The organism is Kitasatospora sp. NPDC059571 (assembly GCF_042735675.1).
Taxonomy (GTDB): Bacteria; Actinomycetota; Actinomycetes; order Streptomycetales; family Streptomycetaceae; genus Kitasatospora.
This window is the reverse complement of sequence record NZ_JBHWBW010000054.1, coordinates 9,227-23,532: the sequence shown is the minus strand read 5'-3', so window position 1 is coordinate 23,532 and position 14,306 is coordinate 9,227. Positions and strand designations below refer to the sequence as shown.

Genomic DNA, 14,306 nt, shown 5'->3' with positions numbered 1-14,306 from the left:
CACACCCGCACACCCGAACCCCCGCACCCCCTCACCCCCGCACAACCGAACACCCGTTCGACGGAGCCGTCTCCCGCCGTAGAGGTAGCCGTCCGGCGTACGGCGTGATGGAGGCACGGCCGTCGGCGCCCCGGGTGCTGTTGCCGACACTCCCCACCGGTGCCGGGGCAGGTGGTCCGTGCCGGGCCGGCGGCCCTTTCCCGCGCGACTCCCGGTCCCTCCGGGCGCACGGGGGTGCTGCTCCCTGCGGGGGGTGTCCGGGCCGGCGGCACTCGCTCGCGCAGCGTCTGCCGGTGCCGGCCCCAGGGACGGGTGCCGGCCGGTGCTCCGGCTGTCCTGCCCGTGCCGCCGGTGCCGCCCGGGTGCGGCGCTCGCGCCGTTATCCGAGGGACCAGCGTGCCACGTCGGTTCCTTCGACGGTGAGCCAGCTGCCGTCGCCTGCGCAGACAACGGCCCGGGGCCGGGTCGCAACGGGGTACTCGACCTCGCCCAGCGGTTCGAGGGACGGCGCCCGGAGCGCCACCGTGGAGGCGGCCCGGCCGTTGTCCGTGAGCGTGGCCAGCACGGTGGACGCGTCGTAGTAGCCGAAGACGTAGTTCCAGGGCCTTCCCTGGGACAGGACTTCGGCGGCCCGGCGCTCGGCGATGAGTTCCGCGCTCGGGAAGGAGTGGGTGGACAGGGTGGTCCAGCCCTGATTGAGATAGTGCCGGCCGTCGGGGGCGACGGCCACCGGCGACCGGTCGCGGCGGCCCAGCAGGTCGGTGGGGGTCTTGACCAGGTGGTTCCCGTCGCGGCGCACCCAGTGTCCGAAGCTCCCGTCCTGCCCCTCGCTCACCACGACTGCGACGTGGCGGCCATCGGGGTGGGCCAGCAGGTGCGAGTACGACATCTCGCTGTCCACGGACGTGCGGCCGAGTACCTCTCCCGTCACGGCGTCAAGGACCCAGCACTCGTCGCCCCAGCCTCCCTCGTCCTGCGCCTCGTCGAGGTCTTCGCCCCCGCCTGCGTCCGGCTCGTCCCACTCCCCGTCCGGGTCGCCCGGCCGCACGGTGGCCCACAGTTCGGCGCCGTCGAGTGAGAACGCGCAGGCACCGAGCCCTGGAGGGAAGTCGCTCCACGAGCCGTGCTCCCGGCTCCAGCCGACATCCACACCGGACACCCGGACGCTGTCCTCACCGGAGGCAGCCAGCAGACTGCCGTCCGGAGAAACAACGTAGGCGGCGGTGCCCGGCGACGGAGGCACGCATACCCGGCGGACTTCCTGGAGCCGGCGGTCGAGGACGACTGCCTGTTGCGGTTCGTCCTGGCACGTCACCCACCAGCCGCCGTGGGCCAGCCGCCGAACGAGCCCCACGTCGGAGGGCAGGCTGATCATGTTCATCAATCGCGCAAGCATGGGGAGTCACGCTACCGCCGCCCCGCAGCCTCGCCGCCCGCCCGCACGCCCGCCGGCCGGCTTGTCCCGTCCCGCAGCCTCGCCGCCCGCCCGCACGCCCGCCGGCCGGCTTGTCCCGTCCCGCAGCCTCGCCGCCCGCTTGCCCGTCCCGCCCCGAGGATGCTGTCCGTACCGGGCGCACGGCCGGTTCCGCGCGGGGTGGGGGAGCCCTGGGGGAGTCCCGATGGCCGAAGCCGAGCGGATCGCCCGGGCCCGTTCGGGAACCCGCGGTGCCTGTGCACGCCGCGTCCGAGCTGGAGTCATGTCGTCAGGGCGCTGTCGACCGGGCCGAATGCGGACATCCTGCACCGGGCGTGGCCTGCGGCCCTGGTCTGCCGCCGGTGCCCGCCGCCCTTGGCGTCCGCGGGGTGTGGTCAGCCGTTCTCCGCCGACCGGTTCCTGGGATCCACGATCTCGACCCCGGCCTCGACCATCCTCTCGACGACCGGCTCGTGGAGGCCGTCGTCGCAGATCAGCTGAGCCATGGGCGGATCGCCCTTCCGCATCGGCAGGTAACGGCCGCCACTGAGCCGCCACAGCTCGAACTGGTCACGCTCGGTGGTCCACAGGGATTCGACCTCGGTGGGATCGGGCTCGGACACTGCGCACCTCCAGGGCGACGGTAGTGATGGAGCGTACGCCCTGGCCGCTCGGACGGGAGGGGGGTATTCCCTGCCGGTGGCGTCGGCCTGGCCGAGCGTCCTGGACCCGTGGGAGGCCGGTCCGCAGGAGGCCGGCTCTCGGGCAGCGTCCGCCGCCGGGCACCGCGTGCTGCGCACCGAACCGGCCAACCCCCGCCCCGCCCCGACCCACCCCCCCCGAGGATCGGGCCTGCCCTCCAGGGGGCGCTGCGCAACACTTCCGCCGCACCGCCGGGATTCACCGACAGCAACCGTTGCGTACTACGTGGGGTGAAGCAGGCGGCTGCATGCGGCGCCGGTCAACAGGCCGGGTCGGCTTCTGTTGCTACCGTGCCCCGTTGTGACTCCTCCCTGGCGTGGAACGCCGGGGCTTCTCGTTACGCCGCTTGGGCGTTGCGACGGGCCAGCCCGGCCCGTAGAACGTTGACGGCTGCCACCGTGTCGGCGTGCGCGGTGTGGCCGCAGCCGACGCAGTGGAAGATGTCCCGTACGGGCCGGTTCTCCGCTGCGACGTACCCGCACTTCGGGCAGGTGCGGGAGGTGTTGCGGGGGTCCACGGCGATCACTTCCCGTCCGGCGCTCTCAGCCTTGGCGTGCAGGATCGTCAGGAACACCCCCCATCCGGCATCCGAGATCGAACGATTGAGTCCGGCCTTCGCGGCAGCGCCGTTGGGCAGGAAGCCGCCAGGCCGGTCGGGGTCGGGCCTCGGCGCCGGGGCCTTGACCATATTGCGGATCACGAGGTCCTCGTGCGCGATGAGGTCGCGCGCACGGACCAGGTCGAGTGCGGTCTTGTGGGCATGGTCGAGGCGCTGACGGCGGACCTTGCGGTGCAGATCGGCAACCCTCTCGGCCGCCCGCCGGTGGCTGGCGGTCCGGCCCTCGGCCTTGCGGCGCGGGAACCGGGCGAGGGCCCGCTGTGCGTCCGCGAGCTTCGCGGCCGCCGTGCGGCCGTGGCGCGGGTTGGACACGAACCCGCCGTCGGAGTCGGCGAGGAAATCGGCGATGCCCATGTCGATACCGACCACGCTGCCGGTCGCGGGCAGCGGCTCGGGCTCGCCCTGCTCGACGGTCAGCACCACGTACCAGCGCTTGCCCTCCCGCTTGACCGAGACGGTCTTGACCGTGCCTACCACCCGACGGTGCCGGTTGACCTTCACGTGCCCGACGCCCTGGAAACGGACGCGGGTCACCGGGTCCTGCGGGGTGGAGTCCCACCGGCAGCCGTCGCCGTCCTTCGGGAACTCCACCGTGTCGAACCGGTTCACGCCCCGAAACCGCGGATAGCCGGGCTTCTCGCCGGCCCTGACGCGGCGGAAGAACGCCGCGAACGCCTTGTCGAGACGGCGCAAGGTGGCCTGCTGCGAGCTGAACGACCAGCGGCCCTGACACTCCGGATCGAACGCCCGGATCTCCTTCAGCTGCGCCGACTGGTCACCGTAGCGGACCGTCGTCACGGAGACGTGCCGGTAGGCGTCCCGGCGCTCCTGCAAGGCCCCGTTGTAGAGCGAGCAGTGATCCCTCAGCATCTCGGTCAGCGCCTGCCGCTGGCCCACGGTGGGCCGCATGAGGAACGTGTACGCACGGATCAACCGGCCCACCTCCCTCCGGCTGAGTTCGCCTCATCACCATACCTTTGGCGAATGTCACCACCCCGGGGAGCCGGACCCCGCAGGGTTGTTCACGCCGTTGACCAGGTGTTCGTGTGGAAGGCGAGGCGGTGAAGGTCGTGACGATGACGGGAAGGCGGCCGAGTGGTCCGCGGTAGCGGGCGGCGAGGATCTTCCAGTCCTTCAGATGGGCGATGGCGCGTTCAGCGGCGGCGCGGAGCCGACCGACGGACTGGATGCGATCAGTGAGGGCCGGGACTTCCTGCGAAGATAAGGAGATGGACGAGGGTTTCGACGCGCGGGGATCCAGGGCATCCGGCGGTATCGACGCGCGGGGATCTGGGGCCCTGCCCGAGACGGCGTCATGCCCGGAGTGCGGCGCCGCCCTGCGGGCCTGCGGCCCGGGCCGCAGGCCCGTGTACTGCTCCCGCTCCTGCTCGTCGAAGGCCTACCGCCGCCGCCGCGCACACGGCCAGCAGGCCGCGGTGGCGGACGCCCTCATCGCCTCACGCACCGACACCCCCGACGGCACCCCCACCCCCGCCGACGCGCAGCGCCTGCTCGACCTCGCCGCGGCCCTCCAGCGCGCCGTCGCCCGCTACCTGCAGAACTTGCAGGACGCCCACCGGCCCGACAGCCCGGACCCGCACGGCACCCGCGCCCTGGAACTCCTCCACCTCAGCATCACCTCCACCACCCAGCACCTGCTGCGTACCGCCCACGACCTGCGCCACCAAACGCTCACCGACCACCCGACCCGACCCACTACCCCCACCCCCACCGCCGCCGAAGCGCCGCGCGTCGAATCAGGCCCCGCCCGCCCCCCGGCGGACCCGCCCGCACCACCGCGCGACGAACCCGACCCCCGCGCCACCGCCACCCCGACAGGCCCGGGGCCCGTTCCCCCGCGCGTCGAAACCCCCGCCCCCGCCCCCGCACAGCGCCGCCCGCTGCGCCACGGCCCCACCCCCGCCGTGCCGTTGCCGTCCCCGGACACCGCGCGCCCCCTGGACCCGACCCCCGACACCGCGGCGGACCCGGCCGCACTGCGCCTGGCACTCGACGCCGAACGCACCTCGCACCCGCCGACCGCCCGCGGCCTGGGCGCCCCGACCGGCACCTGGAGCGCCGGGGACGGGGACAACGCCCTGCTGGTCGACGGATGGGACCACGACCCGAGCGTGCTCCTGGCGCGGCGGCCCGACGGCGGGACCGCCGGCTGGGTCGCCGCCCTCGGCGACGCCTGGGGCACCTACATCGACGGCCGCCTCGTCACGGACGCCGCCGACGGCCGGCCCTGGCTCTCCCCGGACGCCCGCTACGCCCTGGCGCTGCTGCGGATGGCTCTCGACCAGCACCTCGCCTGAGCCCCATCGCCGGGGGACGGCACCGCCGGCGCTATGCGGGCCAGGGCCGTTCGCCCGCCGCGCAGTGTTGACTTCCTCAACCGGCCTGAAGGCCGGTGATTCCCTCCACGCTGCGCGCGGATGGCGCGGCGTCCGGGTGGGTTCCTGCTTCACGGCGCGGTGCCGGGACGAGTCCCGGTCTTACCTGCGCTCCACAGGCTGAGTCCGCAAGTCCTGCGGCCTTGGCGATGTTCCGGGCGGCGTTGATGTCCCGGTCGTGGACGGTCCCGCAGTCCCCACAGGTCCACTCGCGGACGTGCAGGGGCTTGGGGCCGTCCTTGGTCCCGCAGTGCGAGCAGACCTGGCTGGTCGGCTCGAACCGGCCGATCCGGATCAGTTCGCGTCCCGCGCGGCCGGCCTTGTACTCCAGCATGTTCAGGAACGCGGACCATCCGGCGTCGTGCACCGACTTGGCGAGGCGGGTCCGGGCAAGTCCCTTGACCGCCAGTGTCTCGACCGCGAGCGCTTGGTTTTCGCGCACGAGGGTGCTGGAGAGCTGGTGGTGGAAGTCGCGCCGGGCGTCGGCCACGCGAGCGTGAGCCCGTGCGACCTTGACCCTGGCCTTGTCGCGGTTGTTGCTGCCCTTGGCCTTGCGGGACAGGGCCTGCTGAGCGCGCTTGAGCTTCTTCTCGGCGCGGCGCAGGAACTTCGGTGAATCGATCTTCCGGCCGTCGGACAGGACCGCGAAGTGGGTCATCCCCAGGTCGATACCCACGGCCGTGTCCGTCTCGGGCAACGGGTCGGGGTCGGTCTCCACGACGAAGCTCGCGAAGTACCTTTCGGCGGCGTCCTTGATGACGGTCACGGTGGACGGGGTGGACGGCAGCGCACGGGACCACTTGACCGGCACGGGGCCGATCTTCGGCAGGTTCAGCTTGCCGCCCGGCGTGATCGACCACCGGGCGTTCGCGGTGAACCGCACCGCCTGCCGGTTGTCCTTGCGGGACTTGAACCGGGGCGGCTTGACCTTCGGACCCTTGCGGGTGCCCTTGAGGGAGGCGAAGAAGTTGCCGTACGCGGTCTCCAGGTCCCTGAGCGACTGTTGCAGCACCACTGCCGACACGTCACCCAACCAGGCCCGTCCCGGGGTCTTCTTCGCCTCCGTCAGCCGCCTGGACAGCTCGGCTGCCTTCGGGAACGGCAGCCCGGCCGCCCGCGCGTCCTCACGTGCCCGGAGGGCATCGTTGAAGACGACACGGGCGCACCCGAACGCCCGGGCCAGAGAGGAACGCTGACTATACGTCGGGTATAGGCGGAAGCTGTACCGAAGCTGCACGATCAGCATGGTACTACCGTTGGTTTATGGCTGAGTATCAGGAGATCCGTACCGGCAGGCACTGTGTGTTCGTGCTTCACGCGCACTTGGTTTTCGTGACGAAGTTCCGGCACAAGGTGTTCACCGACGTCCACCTCAAGCGCATGGAGGAGATCATGCGGGCGGTCGCAGAGGACTTCGAGTGCGAGATCGTCGAGTTCAACGGCGAGAACAACCACGTCCACCTGTTGGTGAACTTCCCCCCGAAGGTCGCCCTGTCCAAGCTGGTCAACTCCCTCAAGGGCGTGTCCTCACGCCGGATGCGCCAGGAGTTCCCCGAGCTGGTCCGCCACTACTGGCGCGCACAGAAACTGTGGTCCGGCTCATACTTCGCCGGCTCCGTCGGCGGAGCGCCGCTCAGCGTGCTCCGCCAGTACATCGAGCAGCAGAACCGCCCGGCCTAGAACCTGCACGAAGCGCACTCCGGCGCTCCACGCCTCCGGGCCAAGGATTCGCTTCACCACCGGGCTGAAGCCCGATGCACTACGAATAGTCCCGGTAGCAGTGGGCCACCACGCCGTCGTGGTTGTACCACTCGTGGTCCCCGCAGTCCTGGGTCCCCTTGCCGGCGAGTCCGCGCTCGACGAGGAACCAGGGCAGCTGCCTGCGCAGCCGGGTGCGCCACCGATACCGGCCGGTCCGAGTCATCGCAGGAGACTAGCGCGATCCGCCCGGCCCCGCCCGGTCCTGCCCGGCCGGGCCCGCCGGGCACGGCATGGGGTACTGCGGAACGGCCGTGGTGCGGTGGTGGCCGCTCGCGCCGGCCGCCAGGCTGGTGGACATGGGCAGCAAGAAGAAGAGGTGGGCCCCGGCGGTGGTGCACTGCCGGCCGGGATCGGTCGCGGGGATCGAGACCGCGGCGGCACACGTGACCGGGCAGGTGCAGGTGACGGGCCGGTGGGTGCGGGTGCGCACCGACAGCGGGGGAGAGATGTGGGTGTCGGCCTCGGCCGTCCAGCGGATCGTCTGGGACGCCCGTCCCGGCACCTGACCCGCACACCGGCCCGAACGGCAGCCGGCGCAGCGGCGCCCTTGCCGTACCCGGCCCTTCGCGTACCGGGTCAGGGGAGCCGGAGGACCTGCCCGGGGAGGATGAGGTCGGGGTTGTCGCCGATGGTGTCGCGGTTGGCCTCGTAGAGGGCGGGCCAGTCGCCGGGGACCTGCAGCGCCTGGGCGATCCCGGCGAGGGTGTCGTCGTCCTGCACCACGACGGTGGCGGCGTCCACCGTGGCGGCGTCCGCGGGGTCGGCGGCCACGGCCCGGTCGTCTTCGGCCCGGTCGCCTGTGGCGGCCGGTTGCCGGGCGGGCCGCGGCGCGGGTACGGCGTGTGCACCGGCCGTGCGGCCGGCGCGGGCGCCGCAGGCGGGCCAGGGGGCGAGGCCGCGCCGCGCGGCGAGGCGTTCGGCGACCGCGATCTGCTGGTCGCGGGTGGCGAGGTCGGGCCGCGGCGCGTACGCGGTGCCGCCGTTGGCGCGCCAGGTCGCCCGGTCGAACTGCAGCCCGCCGTAGTAGCCGTTGCCGGTGTCGGCCTGCCAGCGGCCGCCGCTCTCGCACGCCGCGATCCGGTCCCAGTCGACGCCCGGTCCGCCGGCCGCCGGGCCGGCGACGACGACGGCGGCGTGGCCGGCGGCGGCGTGGCCGGGGGCGGTGGTGGCGCTCCACAGGCCGGTGGCGCAGGCGAGCGCGAGGAGTAACTGCAGGATCCGGTGGGTGATCGACATGGCGGGTACTCACTCCCGAGTGGTCGGCGGTCGGGCGGCCGGCGCCCCGGGGCACCGCCCTTCCAGCGATCGCACATCCCGCCGGCCGCGGCGGGCCGACACCCCGGCCGGGTCACCCGCCCGGCCGTGCGACGCCACCCGGGCGCACCCGCCGCCACCACCGGCCCGGGACAGCCCGCCGGCCCCGCCGCCACGGGCCCGCGCGTTTGCCGGCCCCGCTGCCGCCACGTCCCGGACCGCCCGCCGCCGGGCCGCACCGGCCCGGCGACCGCGGCGCTCAGCCCATGCTCTTGGCGCCGTCGAGGGACTCGCGGATGATGTCGGCGTGGCCGGCGTGCTGCGCCGTCTCGGCGACGATGTGCAGCAGTACCCGGCGCGCCGACCACTTCTCGTCGGTCGGGAACCAGGGGGCGTTCGGCAGCGGATGGGCGGCGTCCAGGTCCGGGAGTTCGGTGACCAGGGCGTCGGTGCGGGCGGCGACCTCCTCGTAGTCGGCCAGCACGCCGGCGAGCGTCTCACCGGGCAGCATGCGGAACTCATCGGCCCGCCGGGCGAAATCGGCCTCGGTCCAGGACGCGAAGTCGGGCATCGCCGACGGGCCCTCCAGGATGAACGCCGCCCAGGTCCGCTCCACCGAGGCGACGTGCTTGATCAGGCCGCCCAGGCACAGTTCGCCGGCCGTGGTCCGCAGCCCGGCCTGCTCGTCGGTGAGGTCGCGGGTGGTGAACCGCAGGAAGTGCCGCTGCTTGGCCAGCGCGACCAGCAGATCGGCCCGCTCGCCGGTCGGGGCGGGCGCGGCGGCGGTCGGCTCGTCGATGGTCCGGGTCTCGGTCAAGGTGTCCGCCTTCAGTCGTTTCGGCTCCGTCGGTCAGGCACCACGCTAGAGACCATTGCGGTCAGTTCCTGTCCTCAATGGCGGCGGCGGGGCCGCGGGTGTCCGCGTCCGGCCGCTCAACTTCCGCCCATGCCGCCCTGACCGGCCACCATCGTCAGATTCAGGCCGGCCACCGCCCGGGCCAGACCCGGGGCCCGCTCGGCGAGCCGGCCGGTGAACGCCGTGACCCGCCCGGCGTGGGTCCGGCGGTCCCGGCGCGAGAGCACCAGCCGCAGATGCCCGTGCGCGGCCAGCGCCGCCAGCACCGCATCGTCGAACGACGCCCCGCCGACCGGCGCAGCGCCGCGCACGAGCTCGGCCACCCGCACCTGGAGGTCCAGGGCCTCACGCGGATCGGCCATCGCCACCGCCCGGAACGGCGTCACCGGGCCGTGGGGGTCGCGGTCGGCCATGGTCACGACCCCGAGCACCGTGAGCCGCTCCTCCACGGCCTCCAAGGTGTCGTCACGACCGCGCCGGATCCACGCCTTCCAGGAACGGGGCCGCTCACCCACCTCGGCGAGCAGCGCGTCCAGCACACGGTCCCCCGCGGGGCCGCCGGGGCCGGCGGGGACGACCTGCACCCGGCCCGCGCCGTCCTCGACGCACACACCCCGGCGCGCCAGCTCCGCCAGCGCGGCCGCCCGCACCAGGTACCCGGCCCGGGTGCGGTCCTGCAACACCTGCGCCCGGGTGTCGAAAGCCATCAGATAGGCGGCCAGATGCAGTCCTCGGCTCATGCCACCGACGATACGGCGCACCCTCGCGCCCGCCGTCGCCCCGCAGGACCAACCCCCTCTCCACCCACGGGAGGACCCGCCCGACCCCCGTCATCCCCCGGTCCCACCGCGATCGGCACGGGGGACGCACCGGGCCGTCCCCGGCCGCTCGCCGCCGGCCCCCGACCGTCCTGTCGGACCCGGCTGCGACGCTCACGCCCATGGACCCCGCCGATGCCCTCGCCGGCCTCGACGCCCACCCCCGGGCCCGCGTCTCGCACGCCTACGGCCCCGCCGACGCCCCCCACCCCGCCCCCACGTCCCCGCATCCGCGGCGCCGCGCTGCTCCCCACCGAGGCGCTGCTCCCCGCCGAGGCGCTGCTCCCCACCGAGGCGATCCTCGCCTCCGAGGGGCGCGCACGTCCGGGCAGGGGGCCGGACACCTCATCGGTGTCCACGCGCCGGAGCCGGGGCGCCGCCCCCCGGGGCGGGGGCCCCGGGGGCCCCCCCCGCCCCCCGCCGGGCCCCCCCCCCTCCTGCGTGTCCGGTGCGGGCCCGTCAGCCCATCAGGGCGGGGACGGGGTTGCGCTCCAGGAGCAGCACGGCGACGTCGTCGGTCAACGCACCGCCGTTGAGCTCCTCGACCTCGGCCAGGGCGCTGTCGACCAGGCGGCCGCGGGTCAGCCCGCCGGCCTGGTGGTCGGCGATCAGGTCGATCAGACCGTCCTGGCCCAGCCGGCGGGATCCGGCGCCCACCCGGCCCTCGACCAGCCCGTCGGTGTAGAGCATGATGCTCCACCCCGGGCGCAGCTCCAGCTCCTGGGCGGGCCAGACCGCCAGGCCGTCCGTGCAGGGCAGCAGCCCGAGGGCCGGACCCGTCCGCTCGGCGGGCAGCAGCTCCGGCGGCCCGCCCGAGCCGAGCAGCAGCGGCGCGGGGTGACCGGCGAGGAACAGCCGGGCGTGCTCGACCTGCTCCGCACGGCCCCGGGCCGCCCGGCCCGCGGAGTGGCCGGTGCCGGCCGCCCCGCCGGGCGCCAGGACGAGCATGCAGAGCGTCGCGAAGATCTCGTCGCTGCGGCGCTCGTGCTCCAGGACGTGCTGAAGGGTGGTGAGCAGCTCCTGGCCGGTGAGTCCGGCGAAGACCAGGGTGCGCCACGCTATCCGCAGCGCGACGCCCAGGGCGGCCTCGTCGGGGCCGTGCCCGCAGACGTCGCCGATCACCACGTGGACGGTGCCGTCGTCCGTGCGGACCGCGTCGTAGAAGTCGCCGCCGAGCAGGGCCCGGCGCCGGCCGGGCCGGTAGCGGCGGGTGAAGGCCAGCCCGGCGCCGTCCAGCAGCGGGGTGGGGAGCAGGTGGCGCTGGAGCCGGGCGTTCTCCTGGCCGCGCAGCTCGGCCTCGACGAGGCGGCGGTGCGACTCGTCGGCCCGCTTGCGCTCGACCGCGTAGCGCAGGGCGCGGGCCAGCAGCGGGCCGTCCGTCTCGTGCCTGACCAGGAAGTCCTGGGCGCCCGCGGCCACCGCGGCCGCGCCGAGCTCCGGGACGGAGGCGTCGGTCAGCACGATCACCGCGACGTGCGGGGCCCGGCGGCGCAGCTCGCGCAGCCCGTCCAGCCCGTCGGCAATGGCCGGGCCCTCCGCCCCGCTCGCGGGATCGGGTCGGTGCGCGTCGGCAGGGGCCGCCGATGCGGTGGTGCCCGCGTCGGGGTGGCCCGCGTCCGCGGGACCGGCGGGACCGGCGGGTGCGGCGGCGTCGTCCGCGGCCGGGGCCGCAGCCTCGGGCCCGCCGTCGCCGTGCGACGGCCGGAACGGCACTGCGAGGTCGAGCAGCACGCAGTTGAAGTCGACCGGCCGGGGCCGGCTGCGGCGCGCACCCGGCGGCACCGGGGTCAGCAGCTGCGCCGCGTGCTCGATCCCGTCGGCCCGGTGCAGCTCCACCCGGGCCCCGCTGTCCGCGACCAGGGCCTCGATGAGCTCGGTGCCGGAGGCGGCGCCGTCCTCGATCACCAGCAGGCGGTACGGGGCGGGATCGGCCGCCTCGGACCGGGCACCTGGCGTGGTGCGCGGGTGCGGTATCGGGGCGGGGCCGCGGCCGGGCTCGGGCCGCCCTGCGGAACCCGCCGCCCGGGTGTCGGTGTGACCGGTGCGCTCGCGCTGCTCGGCGGCCGTGCGCTGGGCCTTGGACCGCTGCGCCCCCGGGCGCCCGCCCGCGGTGTGGCCGCTCTGGGCAGGGCCCTGCGCGGCACCCTGCGCGGTGCCCGGGCCGGCACCGGGGCGGCGTCCGGTGTCTGCTGCGTCGGCGGTACCGAACCTGCCGGCGGCAGCGGCTGCCCGCCCGTCTCCCGTTGCGGGCATCGGTCGATCCTTCCTTTCCCCGACTGCCCAACGGCTGACGTCCGTGGGCAGTGCCCGCCTGGGAGTGCGGGCCGAGGAGCTTCTCGCGACCATAACGTGATCTCCGGGGATTTCTCTGGCTGACCGCGAGGTCTGTGGCTATTGCCACGCGGTCGGTGGTGCGCGGTGGCATCCTGCCGCCGTACGGGACTGGTCGAACGGGAGGTCGTGGCGGTGACGCAGATCACGTTGGTCGAGGGTGACATCACGGATCAGCAGGTGGACGTGGTGGTGAACGCCGCGAACTCCTCGCTGCTCGGAGGAGGAGGGGTCGACGGGGCGATCCACCGGGCGGGCGGCCCCGAGATTCTCGAGGACTGCCGACGGCTTCGGGCCTCGCACTACGGCAAGGGTCTGCCGACCGGCCGGGCCGTCGCGACGACGGCCGGTCGGCTGCCGGCCCGCTGGGTGGTGCACACGGTGGGGCCGGTGTTCCGGGTCGAGGACCGGGCGGAGCGCGCCGCGCTGCTGGCCTCGTGCTACTCGGAATCGCTGCGGGTTGCGGTGGGTCTGGGGGCTCGGACGGTGGCCTTCCCGGCGATCTCGGCCGGGATCTTCGGCTGGCCGTTGGAGGACGCGGCGCGGATCGCCCTCACGACCGTGACCGGGACGGTTGCTGACGAGGAGGTGGCTGGTGCTCTGGCAGAGGTGCGGTTCGTGCTCTTCGGATCCGATGCGTACGCAATGTTCGAACAGGTCAGGCTCGAGCTGGGGCAGAGGAGCTGACGGTGCCTCGTGAGGCATTCGGCAACTCGTGCGATGGGATCCATGGTGGCGTGACGGCCCGTCAACACGCCAGAGGTATTCGATAACTCGTTCGAGTGAATCCGCCGAGCCGCACACGGCATCCGGCCGCGCCGCCGCCCGGACCGGCCGCAGACCCGCCCGGATCCGCCGCCGTCCGGCCGGGAACGGGCCGGGTCAGGGGGCCAGCGCCGCCCACTCCACGGTGACCTCGCCCTGCCGCCACCGGCCGCGGGCGTCCACCAGCGGCCAGCTCCCGGCCAGTGCGGTGCAGGCCGCGACCCAGCGCTGCCGCGCGCCGAAGGCCGCGTACGGTGCCGCGGCCGCCCAGGCGCGGTCGAAGTCGCCGAGGAACCTGTGCACCGGCCGGCCGGGGACGTTGTGGTGGATCAGCGCCTTCGGAAGCCGTTCGGCCAGGTCGGACGGGGTCTGCAGGACGGCCAGCCGGGCCGCGAAGGTGACCGTGCGGGGACCCTCCGGGCCGAGCGCCACCCAGACGTGCCGCCGTCCGACCTCGTCGCACGTCCCCTCGACCAGCAGCCCGTCGGGGGCGAGCCGCGCGCACAGCCGCTCCCAGACCGCCGTCACCGCGTCCTCCTCGTACTGGCGCAGCACGTTGGCGGCCCGGATGAGCTGCGCGGACGCGCCGTCCAGCGGCACCTCGAAGCCGCCGCGGCGGAACTCCAGCAGCGGCGGGTCCGCCCACGGCAGCGCCGCCGCGACCCGGGCCGGCTCGATCTCGATCCCCACCACCCGGACGTCCGGCCGCACCGCCCGCAGCCGGGCCGCGAGCTCCACGGCCGTCCACGGCGCGGCGCCGTAGCCGAGGTCGACGGCGACCGGCGGGGCCGCGGCCGCCCGCAGCTGCCGGGCCAGCGTGTGCGTGATCCACCGGTCCATCCGCCGCAGCCGGTTGGTGTTGGTGGTGCCGCGGGTGACCGTCCCGACCGGACGGGTCGGGCGCGGCCCGCGGGCGGGGGAGGGGTCGAACGCGGCCATGTCCGCAGGGTACGCGGGCCCGGCTCCCCGCCCGGCCGCCGCCCGGCGGAGCGGCCGCGCCGGTGGATCCCGGCGCCGGCGGCCCGGCCGGGGTGTGTCGGGCGCAACCGGGGCGGGCGGGAATACCGGTCGGCCGACCCCTGGTTGTCACCCCCGACGTGCGTCCGCCCGGAGCCCGCCGTTCCGGGCGGACGTTCGCCGTCGCGCGGTCCCCGCCCACGGACGCCGCGCGCCGACCGCCCGCAGGACCGGACGCACCCGCCGACCGGGGAGCACGAGGAGGCTTCAGCCAGGTGATGCAGCCCACCGTACGCACGGCCCGCCGTGACCGGACCGCGTCCGGGGGCGGGGGGGGGCGGGGGGGGGCGGGGGGGGGCGGGGGGGGGGGGGGGGGGCGCGGCGGGGCGGGGGGGGGGGGGGGGGGCGGCCCGCGCCGCGCGCCTCACGCCCG

The 14,306-nt window shown here is 74.8% G+C and carries 14 protein-coding genes; 4 read left to right on the top strand and 10 right to left on the bottom strand.

Annotation, left to right across the window (positions count from 1 at the left end):
• Positions 1 to 379: 379 nt before the first annotated feature.
• From ACFV0G_RS09490 to ACFV0G_RS09480, 3 genes are all read right to left on the bottom strand, one after another.
• Entirely contained in the window at positions 380 to 1,381 is a 1,002-nt protein-coding gene (locus ACFV0G_RS09490; protein ID WP_380544291.1) for a hypothetical protein, read from the bottom strand.
• Positions 1,382 to 1,809: 428 nt separating this feature from the next.
• The gene (locus tag ACFV0G_RS09485) at positions 1,810 to 2,037 is read right to left on the bottom strand and encodes a hypothetical protein (protein ID WP_380544288.1); all 228 of its coding nucleotides are present in this window, start codon (positions 2,035 to 2,037) and stop codon (positions 1,810 to 1,812) included.
• 416 nt (positions 2,038 to 2,453) lie between these two features.
• A complete protein-coding gene (locus ACFV0G_RS09480) occupies positions 2,454 to 3,668 on the bottom strand; it encodes an RNA-guided endonuclease InsQ/TnpB family protein (protein WP_380544285.1) in 1,215 nt (404 codons plus the stop codon).
• Between the two features lie 434 nt (positions 3,669 to 4,102).
• Here ACFV0G_RS09480 and ACFV0G_RS09475 point away from each other — a divergent pair, with 434 nt between their 5' ends.
• The gene (locus ACFV0G_RS09475) at positions 4,103 to 5,053 is read left to right on the top strand and encodes a hypothetical protein (RefSeq protein WP_380544282.1); all 951 of its coding nucleotides are present in this window, start codon (positions 4,103 to 4,105) and stop codon (positions 5,051 to 5,053) included.
• A 76-nt stretch (positions 5,054 to 5,129) separates the two neighbouring features.
• Here the strand turns inward: ACFV0G_RS09475 and ACFV0G_RS09470 are convergent, their stop codons facing one another.
• The gene (locus tag ACFV0G_RS09470) at positions 5,130 to 6,368 is read right to left on the bottom strand and encodes an RNA-guided endonuclease InsQ/TnpB family protein (RefSeq protein WP_380544304.1); all 1,239 of its coding nucleotides are present in this window, start codon (positions 6,366 to 6,368) and stop codon (positions 5,130 to 5,132) included.
• A 26-nt stretch (positions 6,369 to 6,394) separates the two neighbouring features.
• On the opposite strand from ACFV0G_RS09470, the gene tnpA reads away from it, so the two are divergent.
• The gene (gene tnpA, locus ACFV0G_RS09465; protein WP_380544279.1) at positions 6,395 to 6,811 is read left to right on the top strand and encodes an IS200/IS605 family transposase; all 417 of its coding nucleotides are present in this window, start codon (positions 6,395 to 6,397) and stop codon (positions 6,809 to 6,811) included.
• Positions 6,812 to 6,890: 79 nt separating this feature from the next.
• On the opposite strand, the gene ACFV0G_RS09460 is transcribed toward tnpA, so the two are convergent.
• The gene (locus ACFV0G_RS09460; protein WP_380544276.1) at positions 6,891 to 7,055 is read right to left on the bottom strand and encodes a hypothetical protein; all 165 of its coding nucleotides are present in this window, start codon (positions 7,053 to 7,055) and stop codon (positions 6,891 to 6,893) included.
• 133 nt (positions 7,056 to 7,188) lie between these two features.
• Here ACFV0G_RS09460 and ACFV0G_RS09455 point away from each other — a divergent pair, with 133 nt between their 5' ends.
• A complete protein-coding gene (locus tag ACFV0G_RS09455) occupies positions 7,189 to 7,398 on the top strand; it encodes a hypothetical protein (protein ID WP_380544273.1) in 210 nt (69 codons plus the stop codon).
• A 70-nt stretch (positions 7,399 to 7,468) separates the two neighbouring features.
• Here the strand turns inward: ACFV0G_RS09455 and ACFV0G_RS09450 are convergent, their stop codons facing one another.
• The 4 genes from ACFV0G_RS09450 to ACFV0G_RS09435 all read right to left on the bottom strand — a co-directional run bounded on the left by ACFV0G_RS09450 (position 7,469) and on the right by ACFV0G_RS09435 (position 12,073).
• Entirely contained in the window at positions 7,469 to 8,128 is a 660-nt protein-coding gene (locus ACFV0G_RS09450; protein ID WP_380544270.1) for a transglycosylase family protein, read from the bottom strand.
• Between the two features lie 277 nt (positions 8,129 to 8,405).
• On the bottom strand, positions 8,406 to 8,963 hold the full coding sequence (locus tag ACFV0G_RS09445; protein ID WP_380544267.1) for a DinB family protein: 558 nt from the start codon (positions 8,961 to 8,963) through the stop codon (positions 8,406 to 8,408).
• A 116-nt stretch (positions 8,964 to 9,079) separates the two neighbouring features.
• Complete coding sequence (locus ACFV0G_RS09440; protein ID WP_380544264.1) at positions 9,080 to 9,742, bottom strand: GPP34 family phosphoprotein; 663 nt, start codon at positions 9,740 to 9,742, stop codon at positions 9,080 to 9,082.
• A 537-nt stretch (positions 9,743 to 10,279) separates the two neighbouring features.
• Positions 10,280 to 12,073: a SpoIIE family protein phosphatase gene (locus ACFV0G_RS09435; RefSeq protein ID WP_380544261.1), complete on the bottom strand. Its 1,794-nt coding sequence runs from the start codon at positions 12,071 to 12,073 to the stop codon at positions 10,280 to 10,282.
• A gap of 213 nt (positions 12,074 to 12,286) precedes the next feature.
• Here ACFV0G_RS09435 and ACFV0G_RS09430 point away from each other — a divergent pair, with 213 nt between their 5' ends.
• Positions 12,287 to 12,838 (top strand): O-acetyl-ADP-ribose deacetylase, encoded by a 552-nt coding sequence (locus ACFV0G_RS09430; protein WP_380544258.1) that lies wholly within the window; start codon positions 12,287 to 12,289, stop codon positions 12,836 to 12,838.
• A gap of 195 nt (positions 12,839 to 13,033) precedes the next feature.
• Here ACFV0G_RS09430 and ACFV0G_RS09425 read toward each other — a convergent pair whose 3' ends face one another.
• A complete protein-coding gene (locus ACFV0G_RS09425) occupies positions 13,034 to 13,855 on the bottom strand; it encodes a class I SAM-dependent methyltransferase (protein ID WP_380544255.1) in 822 nt (273 codons plus the stop codon).
• Positions 13,856 to 14,306: the final 451 nt, after the last annotated feature.

Coding starts and splice junctions, on each gene's coding strand:
- ACFV0G_RS09490 (WP_380544291.1), bottom strand. CDS start 1,381: ATGAACATGATCAGCCTGCCCTCCGACGTGGGGCTCGTTCGGCGGCTG.
- tnpA (WP_380544279.1), top strand. CDS start 6,395: ATGGCTGAGTATCAGGAGATCCGTACCGGCAGGCACTGTGTGTTCGTG.
- ACFV0G_RS09460 (WP_380544276.1), bottom strand. CDS start 7,055: ATGACTCGGACCGGCCGGTATCGGTGGCGCACCCGGCTGCGCAGGCAG.
- ACFV0G_RS09455 (WP_380544273.1), top strand. CDS start 7,189: ATGGGCAGCAAGAAGAAGAGGTGGGCCCCGGCGGTGGTGCACTGCCGG.
- ACFV0G_RS09450 (WP_380544270.1), bottom strand. CDS start 8,128: ATGTCGATCACCCACCGGATCCTGCAGTTACTCCTCGCGCTCGCCTGC.
- ACFV0G_RS09440 (WP_380544264.1), bottom strand. CDS start 9,742: ATGAGCCGAGGACTGCATCTGGCCGCCTATCTGATGGCTTTCGACACC.
- ACFV0G_RS09435 (WP_380544261.1), bottom strand. CDS start 12,073: ATGCCCGCAACGGGAGACGGGCGGGCAGCCGCTGCCGCCGGCAGGTTC.
- ACFV0G_RS09425 (WP_380544255.1), bottom strand. CDS start 13,855: ATGGCCGCGTTCGACCCCTCCCCCGCCCGCGGGCCGCGCCCGACCCGT.